General features: G+C 42.4%; 17 protein-coding genes and 1 pseudogene. 12 read left to right on the top strand and 6 right to left on the bottom strand.

What is annotated here, in order from left to right:
• The coding region (locus RMY63_RS22650; protein WP_322730870.1) for a hypothetical protein at positions 1-249 on the top strand (249 nt) is incomplete at its 5' end.
• Here RMY63_RS22650 and RMY63_RS22645 read toward each other — a convergent pair.
• Positions 217-1,119 (bottom strand): S1C family serine protease, encoded by a 903-nt coding sequence (locus RMY63_RS22645; RefSeq protein WP_322730869.1) that lies wholly within the window; start codon positions 1,117-1,119, stop codon positions 217-219. The genes RMY63_RS22650 and RMY63_RS22645 overlap by 33 nt on opposite strands.
• Positions 1,120-1,571: 452 nt before the next feature.
• Between RMY63_RS22645 and RMY63_RS22640 the strand changes: the two genes are divergently transcribed.
• The 7 genes from RMY63_RS22640 to RMY63_RS22610 all read left to right on the top strand — a co-directional run bounded on the left by RMY63_RS22640 (position 1,572) and on the right by RMY63_RS22610 (position 6,627).
• Positions 1,572-2,420, top strand: a complete 849-nt coding sequence (locus tag RMY63_RS22640) for a uroporphyrinogen-III synthase (RefSeq protein WP_322730868.1) — start codon at positions 1,572-1,574, stop codon at positions 2,418-2,420.
• A gap of 109 nt (positions 2,421-2,529) precedes the next feature.
• Positions 2,530-2,829: a ferredoxin gene (locus tag RMY63_RS22635; RefSeq protein WP_322730867.1), complete on the top strand. Its 300-nt coding sequence runs from the start codon at positions 2,530-2,532 to the stop codon at positions 2,827-2,829.
• Between the two features lie 170 nt (positions 2,830-2,999).
• On the top strand, positions 3,000-3,272 hold the full coding sequence (locus RMY63_RS22630) for an endonuclease domain-containing protein (RefSeq protein ID WP_322730866.1): 273 nt from the start codon (positions 3,000-3,002) through the stop codon (positions 3,270-3,272).
• A 278-nt stretch (positions 3,273-3,550) separates the two neighbouring features.
• Positions 3,551-4,240, top strand: a complete 690-nt coding sequence (locus tag RMY63_RS22625) for an SDR family NAD(P)-dependent oxidoreductase (RefSeq protein WP_322730865.1) — start codon at positions 3,551-3,553, stop codon at positions 4,238-4,240.
• 34 nt (positions 4,241-4,274) lie between these two features.
• A complete protein-coding gene (locus RMY63_RS22620; protein ID WP_322730864.1) occupies positions 4,275-5,051 on the top strand; it encodes a class I SAM-dependent methyltransferase in 777 nt (258 codons plus the stop codon).
• A 64-nt stretch (positions 5,052-5,115) separates the two neighbouring features.
• On the top strand, positions 5,116-5,814 hold the full coding sequence (locus tag RMY63_RS22615) for a glutathione binding-like protein (RefSeq protein ID WP_322730863.1): 699 nt from the start codon (positions 5,116-5,118) through the stop codon (positions 5,812-5,814).
• A gap of 252 nt (positions 5,815-6,066) precedes the next feature.
• Positions 6,067-6,627 carry a GNAT family protein gene (locus RMY63_RS22610; protein ID WP_322730862.1) on the top strand — a complete coding sequence of 187 codons (561 nt, stop codon included), beginning with the start codon at positions 6,067-6,069 and terminating at the stop codon, positions 6,625-6,627.
• A 678-nt stretch (positions 6,628-7,305) separates the two neighbouring features.
• Here the strand turns inward: RMY63_RS22610 and RMY63_RS22605 are convergent.
• Together RMY63_RS22605 and RMY63_RS22600 are read right to left on the bottom strand one after the other, a co-directional pair.
• Complete coding sequence (locus RMY63_RS22605; RefSeq protein WP_322730861.1) at positions 7,306-8,676, bottom strand: cytochrome P450; 1,371 nt, start codon at positions 8,674-8,676, stop codon at positions 7,306-7,308.
• A gap of 108 nt (positions 8,677-8,784) precedes the next feature.
• Positions 8,785-9,681, bottom strand: coding sequence for an AraC family transcriptional regulator (locus tag RMY63_RS22600; RefSeq protein ID WP_322730860.1), 897 nt, complete (start codon positions 9,679-9,681; stop codon positions 8,785-8,787).
• 205 nt (positions 9,682-9,886) lie between these two features.
• On the opposite strand from RMY63_RS22600, the gene RMY63_RS22595 reads away from it, so the two are divergent.
• The 3 genes from RMY63_RS22595 (at position 9,887) to RMY63_RS22585 (ending at position 12,754) form a co-directional block, all read left to right on the top strand.
• Positions 9,887-11,191: an O-acetylhomoserine aminocarboxypropyltransferase/cysteine synthase gene (locus RMY63_RS22595; RefSeq protein ID WP_322730859.1), complete on the top strand. Its 1,305-nt coding sequence runs from the start codon at positions 9,887-9,889 to the stop codon at positions 11,189-11,191.
• 3 nt (positions 11,192-11,194) lie between these two features.
• Entirely contained in the window at positions 11,195-12,427 is a 1,233-nt protein-coding gene (gene metX, locus RMY63_RS22590) for a homoserine O-acetyltransferase MetX (RefSeq protein ID WP_322730858.1), read from the top strand.
• Positions 12,428-12,541: 114 nt separating this feature from the next.
• Positions 12,542-12,754 (top strand): hypothetical protein, encoded by a 213-nt coding sequence (locus RMY63_RS22585; protein WP_322730857.1) that lies wholly within the window; start codon positions 12,542-12,544, stop codon positions 12,752-12,754.
• A 90-nt stretch (positions 12,755-12,844) separates the two neighbouring features.
• Here the strand turns inward: RMY63_RS22585 and RMY63_RS22580 are convergent, their stop codons facing one another.
• From RMY63_RS22580 to RMY63_RS22570, 3 genes are read right to left on the bottom strand one after another with little or no spacing between them, the layout of a single operon-like run.
• Positions 12,845-13,342 carry a hypothetical protein gene (locus RMY63_RS22580; RefSeq protein ID WP_322730856.1) on the bottom strand — a complete coding sequence of 166 codons (498 nt, stop codon included), beginning with the start codon at positions 13,340-13,342 and terminating at the stop codon, positions 12,845-12,847.
• A complete protein-coding gene (locus RMY63_RS22575) occupies positions 13,339-13,473 on the bottom strand; it encodes a hypothetical protein (RefSeq protein WP_322730855.1) in 135 nt (44 codons plus the stop codon). The genes RMY63_RS22580 and RMY63_RS22575 overlap by 4 nt, the downstream gene beginning before the upstream one ends.
• A 48-nt stretch (positions 13,474-13,521) precedes the next feature.
• A complete protein-coding gene (locus RMY63_RS22570) occupies positions 13,522-13,698 on the bottom strand; it encodes a hypothetical protein (protein ID WP_322730854.1) in 177 nt (58 codons plus the stop codon).
• 289 nt (positions 13,699-13,987) lie between these two features.
• On the opposite strand from RMY63_RS22570, the pseudogene RMY63_RS22565 reads away from it, so the two are divergent.
• Positions 13,988-15,271 (top strand): annotated as a pseudogene (locus RMY63_RS22565) (ISAs1 family transposase).
• The last annotated feature ends 388 nt before the right edge of the window (positions 15,272-15,659 follow it).

The following is a 15,659-nucleotide window of genomic DNA, read 5'->3' as shown; positions in this document are numbered from 1 at the left end:
ACTTCCGAGTTCAAAGGCTCAACGTTCAAGCAAAAAGGTGCAACTTCCGAGTTCAGAGGCTCAACGTTCGAGCAAAAAGGTGCAATTTCCGAGTTCAGAGGCTCAACGTTCGAGCAAAAAGGTGCAACTTCCGAGTTCCAAGCTCGGCCTCCCAAGTTCCAAATTACGAATTACGTAGCTTGCTTCTCGCCGGAGGCGAGTATTACGAATTACGAATTACAAAGGTCGTTCGCCAACTGCGATCGCTAACTCAATTAACACTCCACCCCGGACAACTTGCACCTTGACAGCTTTACCAATGCGATCGCTACTATTGAGCAGCACCAACACATCACCTGTATCGCCCACAGTTACGCCATCGAACGTTACCAAAACATCGCCAAGCAACACACCTGCATTGTCAGCAGGCCCCGAAGCCTCAACATTGACAACAATTACCCCAGTTGCCGAACTTAAATTGAGAGCAGTTTTTAGATTCTTTGGTAAACGTACAGGTTGCATTCCCACACCCAAGTAGCCCTTAGAAATGCGTCCTTTTGCTACTAATTGGTCAACCACGCGATCGACTGTCGCAGTGGGAATAGTCAAAGCAGTACCACGCCGCCCCGATGTATTCATGCCTACTACAAAACCATCAGCATCTACGAGTGGCCCACCCGCAAAGCCAGAGTATAGGGTAATGTCTGGACGGATAAATTGGTCAATATTCCCGCCACTCATACTCCGCCAAGCACCACTAACCACACTCACTGCACCCATCGCCGCCCTTAAATCACCTTCGCTACCTCTTGCCAGTCCTAACACGAGATGACCAACTTTAAGCGTTTTGGCATCGCCAACTTTTGCCACAGGAAATTCTAGATTTTCTAGTTTAAAAACAGCGATATCGGTGCTAGAGTCATGACCGACGAGTGTTACTGGTGCAGTACTACCATTTGATAAAGTGATGGTGATGTCATCATAGCGCTGGAGAGACTCATCAGAGGTAACAATGATGCCATTACGCCAGTGAATGCCGCTTGGGGAAACACGTGTACCCCCATTCACTGCAACCACAGCACTTCCAGCTTGTTCTACGGTGTCAGCTAAACTGTTGGACAAAGCCAGTAATGAAGACATAAGATTTTCCGCAAATGTTTTTAGATGTTCAGATCGTGCCGTTTTATTAACACAGATGACATCGGAAAAATGGGGAGTAATTCATCCTAGAAAAATGGCTAGGTTTATATAGCAATCCTGAATCATTGTCAAGAACTAGATCCCCGACTTTTTAAAAAGTCGAGGATCTACTCAAATAGATTGCTCAATACCAGTATTTTTTAAATCTTCTGCTTCGTTGCCATCCCGCCTTGGAATAAATTCCGAGGCTAATAGCTAAAGTCCTCTCAAGAGGACTAAATACAAAATTTGAAGTCATATACGTGGCTATCCTCGGTGAAAGAGAAAATCTCAGTCCACTTGAGTGGACTTAAGCTATTAGCCTAGAACTTAAGTTCTAGGCGGGATATCGGTCAGCACGACAATTTTGACTGTTACAAAGGTGGAATAGCAATTAAATGAGAGATAAACAAATGCACACCGAATCAAGACAAATCAATCTGCTGACTCCATCTAGAAACTTACCTCTCTATGGCAAGAGAATTTTAGTAACAGCACCAAGAAATTATGCTTATAGGTTATCCGAACAAATCATCAAAAAAGGTGCTTTACCTGTTTTCATGCCTACCATCGAAACCTGCTATTTATCAAACTACACTCAGTTAGATGCCGCTTTAGCCCACGTAGATGAATTTGATTGGATTCTCTTCACAAGTAGAAACGGAATCGCTGCATTTTTTCACCGCATAAATGATTTGAATATTCCTATATCTGTAGTGCAAAAATGCCACTTATGTGCTTTAGGAAAAGATGCAGAAAGCTTATTGTCTTTTTCTGGCAAGGTGGATTTAATCCCAACAGAATCTAGTCCAGCCGGAATTGTGGCTGAATTAGCGAAACTTCCGCAAATTCACGAAAAAAAAGTGCTGATACCTACTCCAGAAGTTGTGGGTTTGCCTGAACCTGATGTTGTACCCAATTTGATTACAGATTTGCAACAATTGGGCATAGAAGTAACTCGCGTACCCACATATATTACGCAAGGTTTAGATAAAACTATCTACGGTATGGAATTAAACCTGATGCGTGCAGGAATTATTGATGTAATTGCCTTTAGTAGCACAGTGGAAGTAGAAAGCTTTTTGACAATGGTTAACTCGCAAAGCGATTACGAACATTGTGTTGTTGCATGTTTTGGCCCTTACACTACTGCTAATGCCCAAAAGTTGGGTATGACTGTCTCTATCGTCTCTAGGGATTATAGTTCATTTGAGGGATTTGCTGAAGCGATCGCAGCATTTTTTACTCTTACTTCCGATTAAAACTAAGCGTCTCAAGATGTAAAATAATCAACTAGATTTCACTCTGGACTAGGTGCACATAAACCCGTAGTATCGAAAATGGAGTTTATATTAAGTTAGGAAGTTTTACATGGCAACTTACAAAGTTACATTAAAGACCCCAGAAGGCGAAAAAGTAATTGAAGTCCCTGATGATGAGTACATCCTAGAGGTCGCTAACGAAGAATATGAGATGGACTTGCCCTATTCCTGTAACGCTGGTTCTTGCTCTACCTGCACTGGCAAGGTGATTTCAGGTACAGTTGACCAATCGGATCAGAACTTCTTAGACAACGATCAAGTGGACGAAGGATGGGTTCTTACCTGCGTTGCCTATGCCACTTCTGATTGCACTATCCAAACCCATCAAGAAGAAGCGCTTAACGGTTAAGAACGGGTGAGGGTTGAGGGCATTGGTGTCATACTTCAGCCCCAACCCTTTTTAAATCTCGTTTCTCCGGCTGAAAATGCTGATCATTGGGCTGCTGCCTCCATTGCTGGCGGTAGTAGCCGTCCATTGTATACGTGCAAATTTACCAAGTTAGCAGGTAGTCATTGGGAATGAAGCGAACGCGAGTGCGTCTCGTAAAGATCAAAACAAAGATAAATTCTTTAAGATATAGACGTTTGTTAAATACAAAATTCCGCAGACAACATAATATTGGTAGATATATCACTGATTTTTATTGTCACGAAAAACTACTAATTATTGAGTTAGATGATAGTATTCATGCAAATCAGCAAGCTCAAGATTTTATCAGAGAAAACTGGTTACAATCTAATCACTTCACTGTGATTCGCTTTAGTAATGAGCAAATATTTAATGATAAATAAATGGACAAAAATATTTACAGTCATTGCGAGCGTTCGCAATGACATTGTGTAATTAATTCTGTCCTAAGCTGTTCCACATTTAACTTGCATATATTGGGTGGGCGAGACGCCCACCCCACAAGAAATGTACAATTTTAGATTATGCAAACTAAATGTGGTTTAGCTTACTACTTATCGAGTTAGTTTTAGATACAATTGCTCAAGCCCTCATCCCCTAACCCTTTCTCCCTTGGGGAGAAGGGGAACTAAAATTTTGCAGGATAAGGAGAATTAAATTTATGGCAACAACAGCTTTAATTGTCGGTGCAGGTAATGGACTGAGCGCTTCTTTAGCTCGCCTATTTGCCAAAGAAGGATTCACCATAGCTTTAGCAGCTCGCAAAATTGAAAAAATCACTCAATTGACCAGTGAAATTGGCGCAGTTAGTTTTGCCGCTGATGCTTCAAAGCCAGATGAAGTAGAACAGTTATTTATTGATATTGATAATAAAGTTGGTTCCTTGAATATTGTTGTTTACAACCCTAGTTTCCGGGTGCGGGGGCCTCTTGTCGATCTAGACCCTAGTGAAGTGGCAAAAACCCTAGATATCACTGCTTATGGTGGCTTTCTTGTGGCCCAAGCTGCTACCAAAAGGTTTTTGCAGCAAGGTGGCGGTGCTATATTTTTTACTGGAGCCTCAGCCAGTGTTAAGGGTTATCCTCTGTCTGCTCCCTTTGCAATGGGTAAATTTGCACTACGCGGTTTGGCTCAGAGTATTGCTAGAGAATTAGCACCAAAGAATATCCATGTGGCGCATTTTGTGATTGATGGTGGAATCCGTTCCGCAGACCGCCAAGATCCAGTAGATAATCCTGATAGTACTCTTGACCCAGATGCGATCGCTCAAACTTATCTCAGCATTCTCCGCCAACCCCGCAGTGCTTGGACTTATGAAGTCGAACTACGTCCGTGGGTAGAGAACTTCTAAGCTAAACAATTGTTACAAAAATAGTTTTGCAGGTATGAAAATTGATTTTGGTGCAACTGCCACTGATTATGCAAAACACCGCGCTGGGTTTCCTAGTTCATTATTTAACAAACTGTCTGAATATGGTATAGGTTTACCAGGGCAGAATATTGTTGACCTTGGTACAGGAACAGGAACACTAGCACGGGGCTTTGCTGATAGAGGTGCTTATGTAATTGGCATAGATTTATCAGCCTCACTTTTAGAACAAGCCAGACTGTTAAGCGAATCTATCCAACTGAAAGTAGATTATCGAGTCGCAACTGCCGAGAATACGGAGTTACCAAACGCTAGTGCGGATGTGGTAACAGCTGGACAGTGTTGGCATTGGTTTGACCGTCCACGTGCTGTCCAAGAAGTTACTCGGATATTGAGAAGAAATGGCTTGCTCGCGATCGCACATTTTGATTGGATACCCTTAAAAGGTAATGTCGTGGAAGCAACAGAACAACTAATCAAGGCTCATAATCCCGCCTGGAATATGGCCGGCGGTAATGGCTTGCATCCCCTGTGGTTACAAGACATTGGCGAAGGAGGATTCCGAGATATCCGCACATTTTCTTACGATGTATTTGTATCTTATACACACGAAGACTGGCGGGGGCGAATTCGGGCGAGTGCTGGTGTGGGAGCCAGCTTGACACCAGAAAAAGTAGAAGTATTTGACCAGGAATTGGCAACATTACTCGAAACAAAATATCCTACACCAATTCTTCAGGTTCACCATAGAGTTTGGGCTGCGATCGCCAAATCACCGCAATCTAATTCGTAATTAAGAGATGTCTGTAACGCACTATTAACCTAGAAATCAATCGCACAATTTTAGGAAAAGAACCATGATTGAACTTTACTATTGGCCAACTCCAAACGGTCATAAAATCACAATTTTTTTGGAAGAAGTCGGCTTACCATACACCATAATTCCTGTGAATATTGGGGCTGGGGAGCAATTTAAGCCGGAATTTCTGAAGATTTCTCCTAACAATCGGATGCCTGCGATCGTTGACCACGAACCAGCAGATGGAGGTGCGCCAATTTCGATATTTGAGTCTGGTGCAATCTTGCTATATTTGGCAGAAAAAACTGGGAAATTAATCCCCCAAGATTTACGCCAACGCACTCAAGTTTTACAATGGTTGTTTTGGCAAATGGCAGGACTGGGGCCAATGGCGGGACAAAATCATCACTTTAGCGTCTATGCTCCCGAAAAGATTGAATATGCCATTAACCGCTACGTGAATGAGACGGGACGCTTATATGCAGTACTGAATAAGCAACTAGCAGATAGAGAATTTGTAGCTGGCGATTATTCCATCGCCGATATTGCTGCTTATCCCTGGATAGTGCCCCATGAACTCCAAAATCAAAACCTAGAGGATTTTCCTCATGTTAAACGCTGGTTTGAGACAATTAAAGCGCGTCCAGCCACAATTCGCGCCTACGAGAAAGCAGAAGCATTGAAAACTCAAGCGCTTGATCCAGATAAGTCACGAAATTTGTTATTTAACCAGTCGGCGAAGACTATTCAACCTTAAGCTTTTTAAATTGTCTTGTCACTGTGGCGATCGCTAAGTCACTCGATTTTAGATTTTAGATTTACGATTTTGGATTAACCTCTCCGATGTATTGAAGAGGCTTGAAAATTGATTTTTTTATTTTCTTCTCCGTGAACGGAGAAACTTGAAACATTTATTTTAGATTCTAGATTTTAGATTTAATCCAAAATCCAAAATCCAAAATCTAAAATTGTCTCGGTCAACTCTAACCCCAGATCATCGGTTGCAACTATGAGCAACAATTTCTTACTATCTTCCTTTCCTCAATTAGAAACAGAAAGGCTTCTTCTTCGTGAGACAACGTTGCAGGATGCTGAAGCTACCTTTGCTGTATTCTGTGATCCAAGCGTGACTCAGTTTCACAATCTTGATACCTTCACCTCTATTAAAGAAGCGATCGTTGTCATTGAACGTAGAGCCAAGCGATTTGAGCGAGGAGATGCAATTCGTTGGGGAATTGCCCGTAAGCAAGACAACGTTTTGATTGGTTCTTGTGGGTTTACGTGGAACCCACAAGAACACTCAGCCGAAGTCGGTTATGAGCTTGCCAGTACTTTTTGGAGACAAGGTATCATGACTGAGGCAATGGATACTATCTTGCAATTTGGGTTTCAGAAAATGGGTTTGCGTTTCTTTGTTGCCCAAGTCATGCTGGAAAATATCGCTTCTAAAAAGTTGCTAGAAAAGTTAGGTTTTCACAGTCAGGGTGTACTGAAACAGTATGGCTTCTTCAAAGGGCAGTATCACGATCTGGAGCAATTTGTGCTTAAAAATAAAAACCTGAGTGAGTAGGTTATGTCATGTCCGCTTGATTACTTATTAAACCCGAAGAACCCCAAAGAGCCAAAGCTACGCTTTGTCTCCCCTCCCGAAGAGCCTACGGTGTATACACAAGTCCTAAAATCATTGCCTGGTAAGATACAAGCCTTGGTAGGCAAGGTTTTGAGTTAAGTGAACTGATTATCAATAGTGTCAGGTTATTGATAGAGTCCTAACGGAAAATCAAGGATTTTAAAAATAATTTTCCGTTGTTTTTCGTTGATTTGATTGCCAACTCGACTTGTGTATACACGGTAGCCCGAAGAGCGGGGAGGGGATTAAGGGGAGCCAGTGCGGTCTTCTCCCTTGGCGTTAGCCTCTCCCTTGGGGAGAAGGGGAGACGCCAAGGGCGATAGCGCCGGCGGCGAGTCATCGAGCGTCTGGGGTCTCCCCAAGTGGAGCATCTGGCGTGTGGGGTGCAATGACTGTGAAAATCATAACTAATTATGCGGACATGATATTAGCAACGGATACAGGCTGATGTTGAGTTTAGTTTCTCAGTTCGAGGTTGTTGACTGAAACAGACTCATGATACAAAGCAACTAAATTTATTTATGGGGATTATTAATTTTGAATTTTGTTAGCGCAGCGTTAGCGAGTCCGCGTACTCTTACAGAGAAGCAAGCTACGCGCAGCGTCTGGTAGAGAGCGTCATTTTGAATTTTGAATTTTGAATTCGGAGCAAAGCGACGTGACTTGCGCCTGTAATTTTCCTTCAACTTGAAACGGTGGTTGATCATAGTTGTTAGGTTGATATTTTGGTGTCACTTTCCAATCATATCGTTGCAGCAATGTTGCCAAAAAAATCTTCATTTCCATTTTGGCAAACTCTATTCCAATGCATATATGTTCGCCACCACCAAAACCAATTAAAGCAAAGGAGTCTTTTTTATCTTCTTCGCGGGGAGGGGCAAAGCGTTCTGGATCAAAACTTTCTGGGTTAGTATAAATCTCACTCATCCGATGCGTTAATCCTTGAGCAACAATCACCACCCAACCAGAAGGAATGCGATAACCTGCGTATTCAATTTCTTTTACAACTCCGCGAAACAGCACTACACCTGCAGGATTGTAAAGTCGTTCTATTTCTTTGAAAAAATAAGTCATTTGATTAAGTTGCTTGAGATGTCCCAAGTTCAAAGGTTCATCTTTGACAACTTCTGTAAGTTCTTGGCGGAGTTTATCACGCCATTGTGGACGCGCTGCCAATTCAACCATTGCCCACGTTAAGGATGTAGCAGTAGTGAAATGTGCTGCATTTAATAAGTGGATCAGTTCGTCTACGATCTGCGACTGGGCTAAAGCATTTCCCTCTTCATCTACTGCTGCCAAAAACAATCCTAATACATCACAAGACTCCTCTAAGTTACCTTGAAGTTTGCGTTCGCTGATAATTTTTTCTAAGAAAGCTTTCAGTTGACGACGAGCATTTTGGGAGCGACCATATTTTGTGAATGGTATATCTAACCGCAATAGTGCCAATGCTCCCTGTGTCAAAGTATTATACAACTGTTCGACTTGCTCGACTTCGCTTTGTAGTTGAACACCTAATAATAGCCGAATTCCAATTCGCAATGCTAACTGATTAAATTCATTCTTAATAGAAATTGGACTGTTTTGCACCCAATTTTCTAGGCACTTGTTAACTTCAGTTTGCATGATGTCAAAATAATTAGCAATGGCTTTACTATGAAACGCTGGAGCCATTAAGCGACGAGTCTGACGATGTTCTTCGCCATCCTGAAGCATCATTGGCCGCCCAAAAATATGCTCCATAGCCACTTTCCATCCTAAGTAGGAAGAAACACGATCGGCTTTTTCTTGCAAAATTAGTCGATTTGCTTCCACCCCTACCAAAACTGCATATTTCTTTCCTAAAATACTGGTTTTAAAAACTGGGCCGTAGCGTTCATAGTTCTTCGCCAGTCCCCATCCCTGGGTAGCAAATAATCGGAGAGTTTCACCTAAAATGGGTAGCCCAAAGCTACCGGGCATTTCCTCGGCTGGTTTTAGTTGTGTCATTTTTTGGACTATGGACTCAAAGTGTGGTGATAACTCTTGAGTCTAGCTTTAACAAGATGGTGCTGTCTCACACAATCTTCCGAAAACTAGCGTTATCTTCCGAAAATTTTAGTGTAGCTTCTTAAATGCTTGAGGAGTGATGCCGATATATTTGCGAAAAACCTTGGTGAAATGACTTTGGCTTTGAAATCCTACTAATTGAGAGACTTGTATAACTGATAATTCTCGCTTGCCAAGTAAAGATTTTGCTCTTTCAACTCGGCATTTGGTGACATATTGATGAGGTGCTATTCCGATTGATTGCTTAAACAAACTAGCAAAATAATGCGGACTTATCTGTGCGATGGCCGCAATTTCTGCAAGTGACAAATTTTGGTCTAAGTTATCGTTGATGTAAGCGATCGCTTCTTTTAATTTATGTTTTGGTAATCCACCTGTGTATTCTCGAATGATAAATTGCTGCGTTGAGTAACGTTTCAATAAATGCACCGCCAGCAGATTTACTGCTGACTCCATATACAGAGAACTATCAAATCCACTAGTTTCTATTTCTTGCTTGAGTGTCAATCCAATTTGTTGAATCAATGGGTCGTGAGTTTGCAGTTGTTGTACAATTTCAACTGCATCAGTATTTACTGACTCGTAGGCAACGCTAGTAATCATCGCTGGTTCAAAACCAAAGTGAATAAACCCTAATTCCTGTTCAAATTGTACCGCTGGAGAAATTTGATCGGCAGGAAAAATCCCCACATCAGTTGCTGCATAGGATTTACTTTGCCAGTGTCCGTTAATTTTTAATTTTGCCTCAAACTCTTTAGTATAAATAGTAACGATGTGCTGAAAAGGCGATGTCTCAGGAAGTTGATAGTTTGACTGGCGATGATAGGCAAAATAAAAACCATTACAACCTGCGACTGGGCTGGAAATAATTAAAGGTTTGGGAAGGAATTGTTTTAGTTTGTCTGGTTGGGCAGCATTAATTCTAAAAGGCTGGTCTATTTGCATGACGACTCACACGCTTTTTTTCTAAATATAAATTAAGAGGTGTTAATTGCCATTTTTTATTTTCCAACTTGTTGTGCTAAAGATGAGAAATCCTGGGCACAACCAGTTAAAATACGGTAAACCTTCCAAATTACAGTTGATTCATCCAAAACAAGGCTCAATTATTATTAATTGTTTGTATAATTGGAAACTCAAATAACTGCTTATGTCAGAACAATATCGTTTTGAAACTCTGCAAGTTCATGCTGGACAAGAGCCGGCTCCTGGAACTAATGCTCGTGCTGTACCGATTTATCAAACGACTTCCTACGTTTTTGACGACGCCAACCACGGAGCGCGGTTATTTGCTCTCCAGGAATTTGGCAACATTTACACTCGCATCATGAACCCAACGACGGATGTATTTGAAAAGCGGATTGCTGCTTTAGAAGGAGGTGTAGCAGCATTAGCAACCGCTAGCGGGCAAGCAGCACAATTCTTGGCAATCACTACCATTGCTCAGGCTGGGGATAATATTGTTTCCACTAGTTTTCTGTATGGTGGGACATATAACCAATTTAAAGTATCTTTACCACGTTTAGGTATTAATGTCAAGTTTGTTGAGGGAGATCAGCCAGAAAGTTTTCGTCAGGCGATCGACGATCGCACGAAAGCGTTATACGTTGAAACCATTGGCAATCCTCAATTCAACATTCCCGACTTTGCCGCTTTAGCTCACATTGCCCACGAAAACGGCATACCTTTAATTGTGGATAATACCTTTGGTGCTGGTGGGTATTTAGCTCGACCGATTGAACATGGTGCAGATATCGTAGTGGAATCTGCAACTAAATGGATTGGTGGACATGGTACTTCCATTGGTGGCGTAATTGTCGATTCGGGTAAATTTGACTGGGGTAACGGCAAATTTCCTCTGTTTACTGAGCCAGCACCGGGCTATCATGGGCTGAATTTCCAAGAAGTTTTTGGCCCTAATGGTTCCTTTGGTAACATTGCCTTTATTATTCGCGCCAGAGTCGAGGGGTTACGGGATTTTGGCCCGTCCTTGAGTCCATTTAACGCCTTTCTTTTATTGCAAGGATTAGAGACCCTCTCTCTACGTGTAGATCGGCATGTGAGCAATGCCCTAGAATTGGCTCGGTGGTTAGAGCAGCAAGAGCAAGTATTGTGGGTTAATTATCCGGGGCTTCCCAATCACCCTTATCATGAACGAGCAAAAAAATATCTCCAACATGGCTTCGGGGGAGTTTTAAACTTTGGCATCAAAGGTGGACTGGAGGCAGGTAGAGCTTTTATTAATCATGTGAAATTGGCTAGTCATTTAGCAAATGTTGGCGATGCGAAAACTCTCGTCATTCATCCCGCTTCCACAACCCATCAACAGCTAAGTGATAACGAACAGCTTTCAGCAGGTGTGACACCCGATTTGGTGCGAGTATCAGTGGGAATTGAACATATCGACGATATCAAAGAGGATTTCCAGCAGGCATTCCAGCAAGTTAAGAGTTAATAAATGGGGAATGGGGAATGGGGAATGGGGAATGGGGCATTGGGCATTGGGCATTGGGTATTGGTTATTAATTCTTCTCCCCCTGCTCCCCCTGCTCCCCCTGCTCTCTCATCTCCCTACTCCCCACTCCCCACTCCCCACTCCCCACTCCCAGATATGCTCTACTCAGACTTCATCTCACCGCAAACCCAGTTTTACCAGATTACGATGCCATTTCAACTAGAAGGAGGCGAAACATTAACTGGGGTTCAGGTTGCTTATCGCACTTGGGGACAGTTAAGTGCTCAAGGCGATAATGGGGTACTGATTTGTCATGCCTTAACTGGTTCGGCTGACGCTGATGATTGGTGGGAACCTTTATTTGGTTCAGGGAAAGCCTTCAATCCAGAACGCGACTTTATTGTATGCAGCAACATTTTGGGAAGTTGTTACGGCACAACTGGGCCAACTACTATCAACCCCATAACGGGAAACCCTTATGGCGTATCCTTCCCTAAGATTACAATTCGAGATTTGGTTCACCTGCAAGCTGCACTACTAGAATACTTGGGTGTTCAATCTCTGCGGTTAGTAATTGGCGGATCGCTTGGTGGGATGCAAGCACTGGAGTGGGCATTATTATATCCAGAAAAGGTGAAAGCGATCGCACCCATTGCTGTTTCTGGCAGACATTCAGCTTGGTGTATTGGATTAAGTGAAGCCCAAAGACAGGCAATTTATGCCGATCCTAACTGGCAAGGAGGAAACTATACCCTGGATGCGCCCCCAAATCAAGGACTAGCAGTGGCAAGGATCATGGCGATGTCTACTTACCGTTCTTGGGATAGTTTTACAAGCCGCTTTGGACGGCAGTATGATGCATCTAAGCAGTTTGCTATAGCCAGTTACTTACAACATCAGGGTCAAAAGCTGACAGAACGATTTGATGCCAACACTTACATTAACCTTACCCATGTAATGGATCGCCACGATGTTGCCCGCGATCGCACCAGTCCTGATTTGTCAGATTACGAATCTATTCTGCAAAGCATCCAGCAACCGACTTTAGTTGTCGCAATTGATTCTGATATTCTCTATCCTCCAGTAGAACAACAAGAATTGGCAAATTTAATCCCGAATGCTCAACTAGCGTGGCTGAAGTCAACCCACGGACATGATGCATTTTTAATTGATACGGCTGCATTGAATGAAATACTAATCTCTTTTCGGCAAAGTTTAGATTTCTCAGCCTCTTAACTCGATGTATTGAGAAAAAAGCTTGGCGTTTCGAGTTCTGAGATGAAATGATGATAGTTAAAAATTATTACGTCGCAGGACTAAGCCACGAACCGAAAGGACATAGCAAATAAAGTGGGAAAAAGCACTTATCAATGCAGTCAAAATATTAGCTTTCATCGCCGTCTTAAAGCAACCCTAGTAGTTTTATTAGTCTGGGGTGGCGTGAGTTTGCTGCACTGGCTACCAGCAACACAATGGTTGATGCTGGGATTAACAGCAATCCTGACTTGTGCAAACGTTACGGATGCTGCTAGCAAAACCAGCGGCGGCGGTGATGGAGAGTGAAATTTATTTACCGCCAGTCTCGATTTTAGTTCAGGGTAATCGAAACTTTAGGTTTTAAAACCCTTTATGATTGATGAAGGGTTAATAGCATCAAGTCAGAGGAATTATTTTACACAATTCCTGGAACAGCAGGTTTACGACTTTACTCATCAGCTTTCCCTGGATGTGCTTACCACCTAGCAACTTTTCACCCTGTTCACTGACGTTAGCTTTGAGTGAGTCACGGTAGTTAATCAATTTCTTGGTCAGGTGATTGCTTGGCAGTCTTCCAGTTTCGACGCCGGTTAAGACGTACTGCCACAGGCTAATCCGGCATAGGGAGGAACCGCTAGCCTTTTCTACAAGCCCATCCCCCGACTGTTCTAAAACCGTTCCCATACCCAAAGGCATTTTGAAAGTGTCGCGGCTACGGTTACGTTTAATCCGTTTGGTGTCGCCAGCCAAGCGCTTAACGATGGTTTCTCCATTTTTGCGTAGCTTGCCGCCTTTGGCATCGCGCTCGGTTTTTTTTACTTCGCGGACTTCGTACTCAATAACGGGCCTGCCATTGACACCCAGGAACGACTCAAAAGGGTAAATTCGAGTCAAGAGACGCGATCGCACTCGTAACCCAAAACCGAATTTGCCAAACAGTTCATGTAAGGCTTGAATGCAGTCTCAGTCAACATCTCGGCAATCCTTGCCTCTAAGTGCTGCTCAAAAAGTGAGATATCGCACATCCAGTCAGCGTGTAACTCTAGGATTGGGTCAAACTCAATTCCATAGTCTTAGGCAATGGATATTTTATAGCGGTTTTCGATTCGAGTTTTCCCGGCTCTTGAGATTTCGAGTCTCTTAGCTAACCATCCCCAAAGGGGTGGTAAAAATCCTGGCTTAGTAGATACACTCTTGGTGTGCGCCATTTCTGGGAATTGCCAAGCTAGAAGCTGTCTGGCATAATTCACAATTGGCGATTGCACCCGGTTGAGATGTTCGAGTTGCTGACACAGATCCCGGATCTCATCGATGACTTAGGGGCGGTGCATGAGAAAGTATCTCATGTTTAATTCCCCAGCCTCCAGTCGGTGATCTGGGTCGTGACCCAGGGTAAGCTCATCTAATTTGGTATAATATGTACTTGACAAATAAAACAGAATAAGCATAAAGAAATGGATATAAAATGTACTTGGCTTAACAGCAGGATAAATGAGATGACAACAAGGCCATAGTTGAAAATCTCAAGGAACAAGCATTATGTCTCAGGGCTTTGAAAATAAATCTGTTGATGTCAAAAAAAGTTCTTGCCCTATGAGAAAGCCCAAAGCTGTGGCAGAAATCGGAGCTATTCAACAGAGTTTAGTCAAGCACTTTGGAGACATCAAAGACCCAAGAGTAGAGCGAACTAAAAAACATCAACTCATAGACATCTTGGTAATTGCGATATTAGCCATAATTGGCGGAGCACAAGGTTGGGAAGATATCGAGAATTACGGCATTAGTAAACAAAAATGGTTAGAAGAGTTTTTGGCATTACCAAACGGTATTCCGTCAGATGACACGTTTCGTTGGCTATTTGAGTTCATTAACCCAGAAGCGTTAAATCAGTGTTTTCTTAATTGGGTAGAAACCCTGGTCACGAAGATGGGAGGAGAGATTATACCTATAGATGGCAAGACAATTAGGGGTTCATACGACCGAAATCAAGATAAATCAGCACTCCATGTCATTAGTGCTTGGTCGAGTACACAACGTCTAGTTTTGGGACAGATGAAAGTAGAAGATAAATCCAATGTAGATTACAGCTATTTCTGCATTATTAGAATTGCTGGATATTACGGGAGCTATCATCACCATTGATGCAATGGGGACACAAACAGAGATTGCCAATAAGATTCTCGATAAGAAAGGGGATTATATCCTGGCACTGAAAGCCAATCACCCAACTCTATACAATCAGGTTCAACAATGGTTTGAAAACGCTTCTAACAAGCAATTTCAAGGGATTGATTTCAGTTATGACCAACGCATTGAAAAAGGGCATCATCGTACTGAAATTCGTCAAGTCTGGTCTGTCCCAGTTGCAGCCATCAGTGACCTTTATCAACCACGACTTTGGGCAGGACTCCAAAGCGTTGTTATGGTTGCACGAGTGCGTCATCTCTGAAATAAAACTACCCGTGAAGTTCAGTTTTCTCTGACTTCTTTACACAGTAATGCTCAACTTTTGGGTCTGGCTATCCGAAAACATTGGAGCATTGAAAACCAGGCTCATTGGACTCTAGATTGTACTTTTGCTGTTCGCGTAGCGGCTCTGAAAGAGCAGATACTTGCCGGATTCGCTCTTTCCATAGTCCGCAAAATTTTGCTATCCTGTGACGGATTAGCCTCAATGCCCTGAACCGCGAACAGACTTACAAACGTAGTCTTCGACAAAAAATGAAACGCACATCTATGGACAACGATTATATGATTCAAGTCCTCAGTTCTTGTTTCATTGACTCTACTTTAGATTCCTCTGAGTCCTTATGTCAAGCCTAATTGAGATGCTCTTACCCTGCTCGCTCAAATCGAGGCTAATATTAATAGTAGGATTTCGACTGTTGAGACAAATTTATTGCTAGTCGTCGATGGACTTAAAGATAATTTGATTGATAAGTTGAACGGAGTTAATAGTAGGCTTGAAATTCATATAGCCAAGTATGAGGGTGATAAAGAGTACATTTACATTTATCGATTAAATGATAATCAAAAAACCATTGAGCATAAATTTAATCGTCTTGCGAACTGGATAACTCAGATTGCTGGCTTTTTACACAGGAAAACTGGGTTTCAGATCCGAGATGACAAATTTTAGTCACTGGGGATTCCATATAATAGTTGAAGAAGTGCAACAAATTAAAACATTCTGGTTGGCATCTAAGCGGTT

Source organism: Nostoc sp. ChiQUE01b (assembly GCF_034531255.1).
Taxonomy (GTDB): Bacteria; Cyanobacteriota; Cyanobacteriia; order Cyanobacteriales; family Nostocaceae; genus Nostoc.
Note: the sequence above shows the minus strand (reverse complement) of the source record. Positions and strands in the feature narration are given on the sequence as shown.

Coding starts and splice junctions, on each gene's coding strand:
- RMY63_RS22645 (WP_322730869.1), bottom strand. CDS start 1,119: ATGTCTTCATTACTGGCTTTGTCCAACAGTTTAGCTGACACCGTAGAA.
- RMY63_RS22640 (WP_322730868.1), top strand. CDS start 1,572: ATGCACACCGAATCAAGACAAATCAATCTGCTGACTCCATCTAGAAAC.
- RMY63_RS22635 (WP_322730867.1), top strand. CDS start 2,530: ATGGCAACTTACAAAGTTACATTAAAGACCCCAGAAGGCGAAAAAGTA.
- RMY63_RS22630 (WP_322730866.1), top strand. CDS start 3,000: ATGAAGCGAACGCGAGTGCGTCTCGTAAAGATCAAAACAAAGATAAAT.
- RMY63_RS22625 (WP_322730865.1), top strand. CDS start 3,551: ATGGCAACAACAGCTTTAATTGTCGGTGCAGGTAATGGACTGAGCGCT.
- RMY63_RS22620 (WP_322730864.1), top strand. CDS start 4,275: ATGAAAATTGATTTTGGTGCAACTGCCACTGATTATGCAAAACACCGC.
- RMY63_RS22615 (WP_322730863.1), top strand. CDS start 5,116: ATGATTGAACTTTACTATTGGCCAACTCCAAACGGTCATAAAATCACA.
- RMY63_RS22610 (WP_322730862.1), top strand. CDS start 6,067: ATGAGCAACAATTTCTTACTATCTTCCTTTCCTCAATTAGAAACAGAA.
- RMY63_RS22605 (WP_322730861.1), bottom strand. CDS start 8,676: ATGACACAACTAAAACCAGCCGAGGAAATGCCCGGTAGCTTTGGGCTA.
- RMY63_RS22600 (WP_322730860.1), bottom strand. CDS start 9,681: ATGCAAATAGACCAGCCTTTTAGAATTAATGCTGCCCAACCAGACAAA.
- RMY63_RS22595 (WP_322730859.1), top strand. CDS start 9,887: ATGTCAGAACAATATCGTTTTGAAACTCTGCAAGTTCATGCTGGACAA.
- metX (WP_322730858.1), top strand. CDS start 11,195: ATGGGGAATGGGGAATGGGGAATGGGGAATGGGGCATTGGGCATTGGG.
- RMY63_RS22575 (WP_322730855.1), bottom strand. CDS start 13,473: ATGTGCGATATCTCACTTTTTGAGCAGCACTTAGAGGCAAGGATTGCC.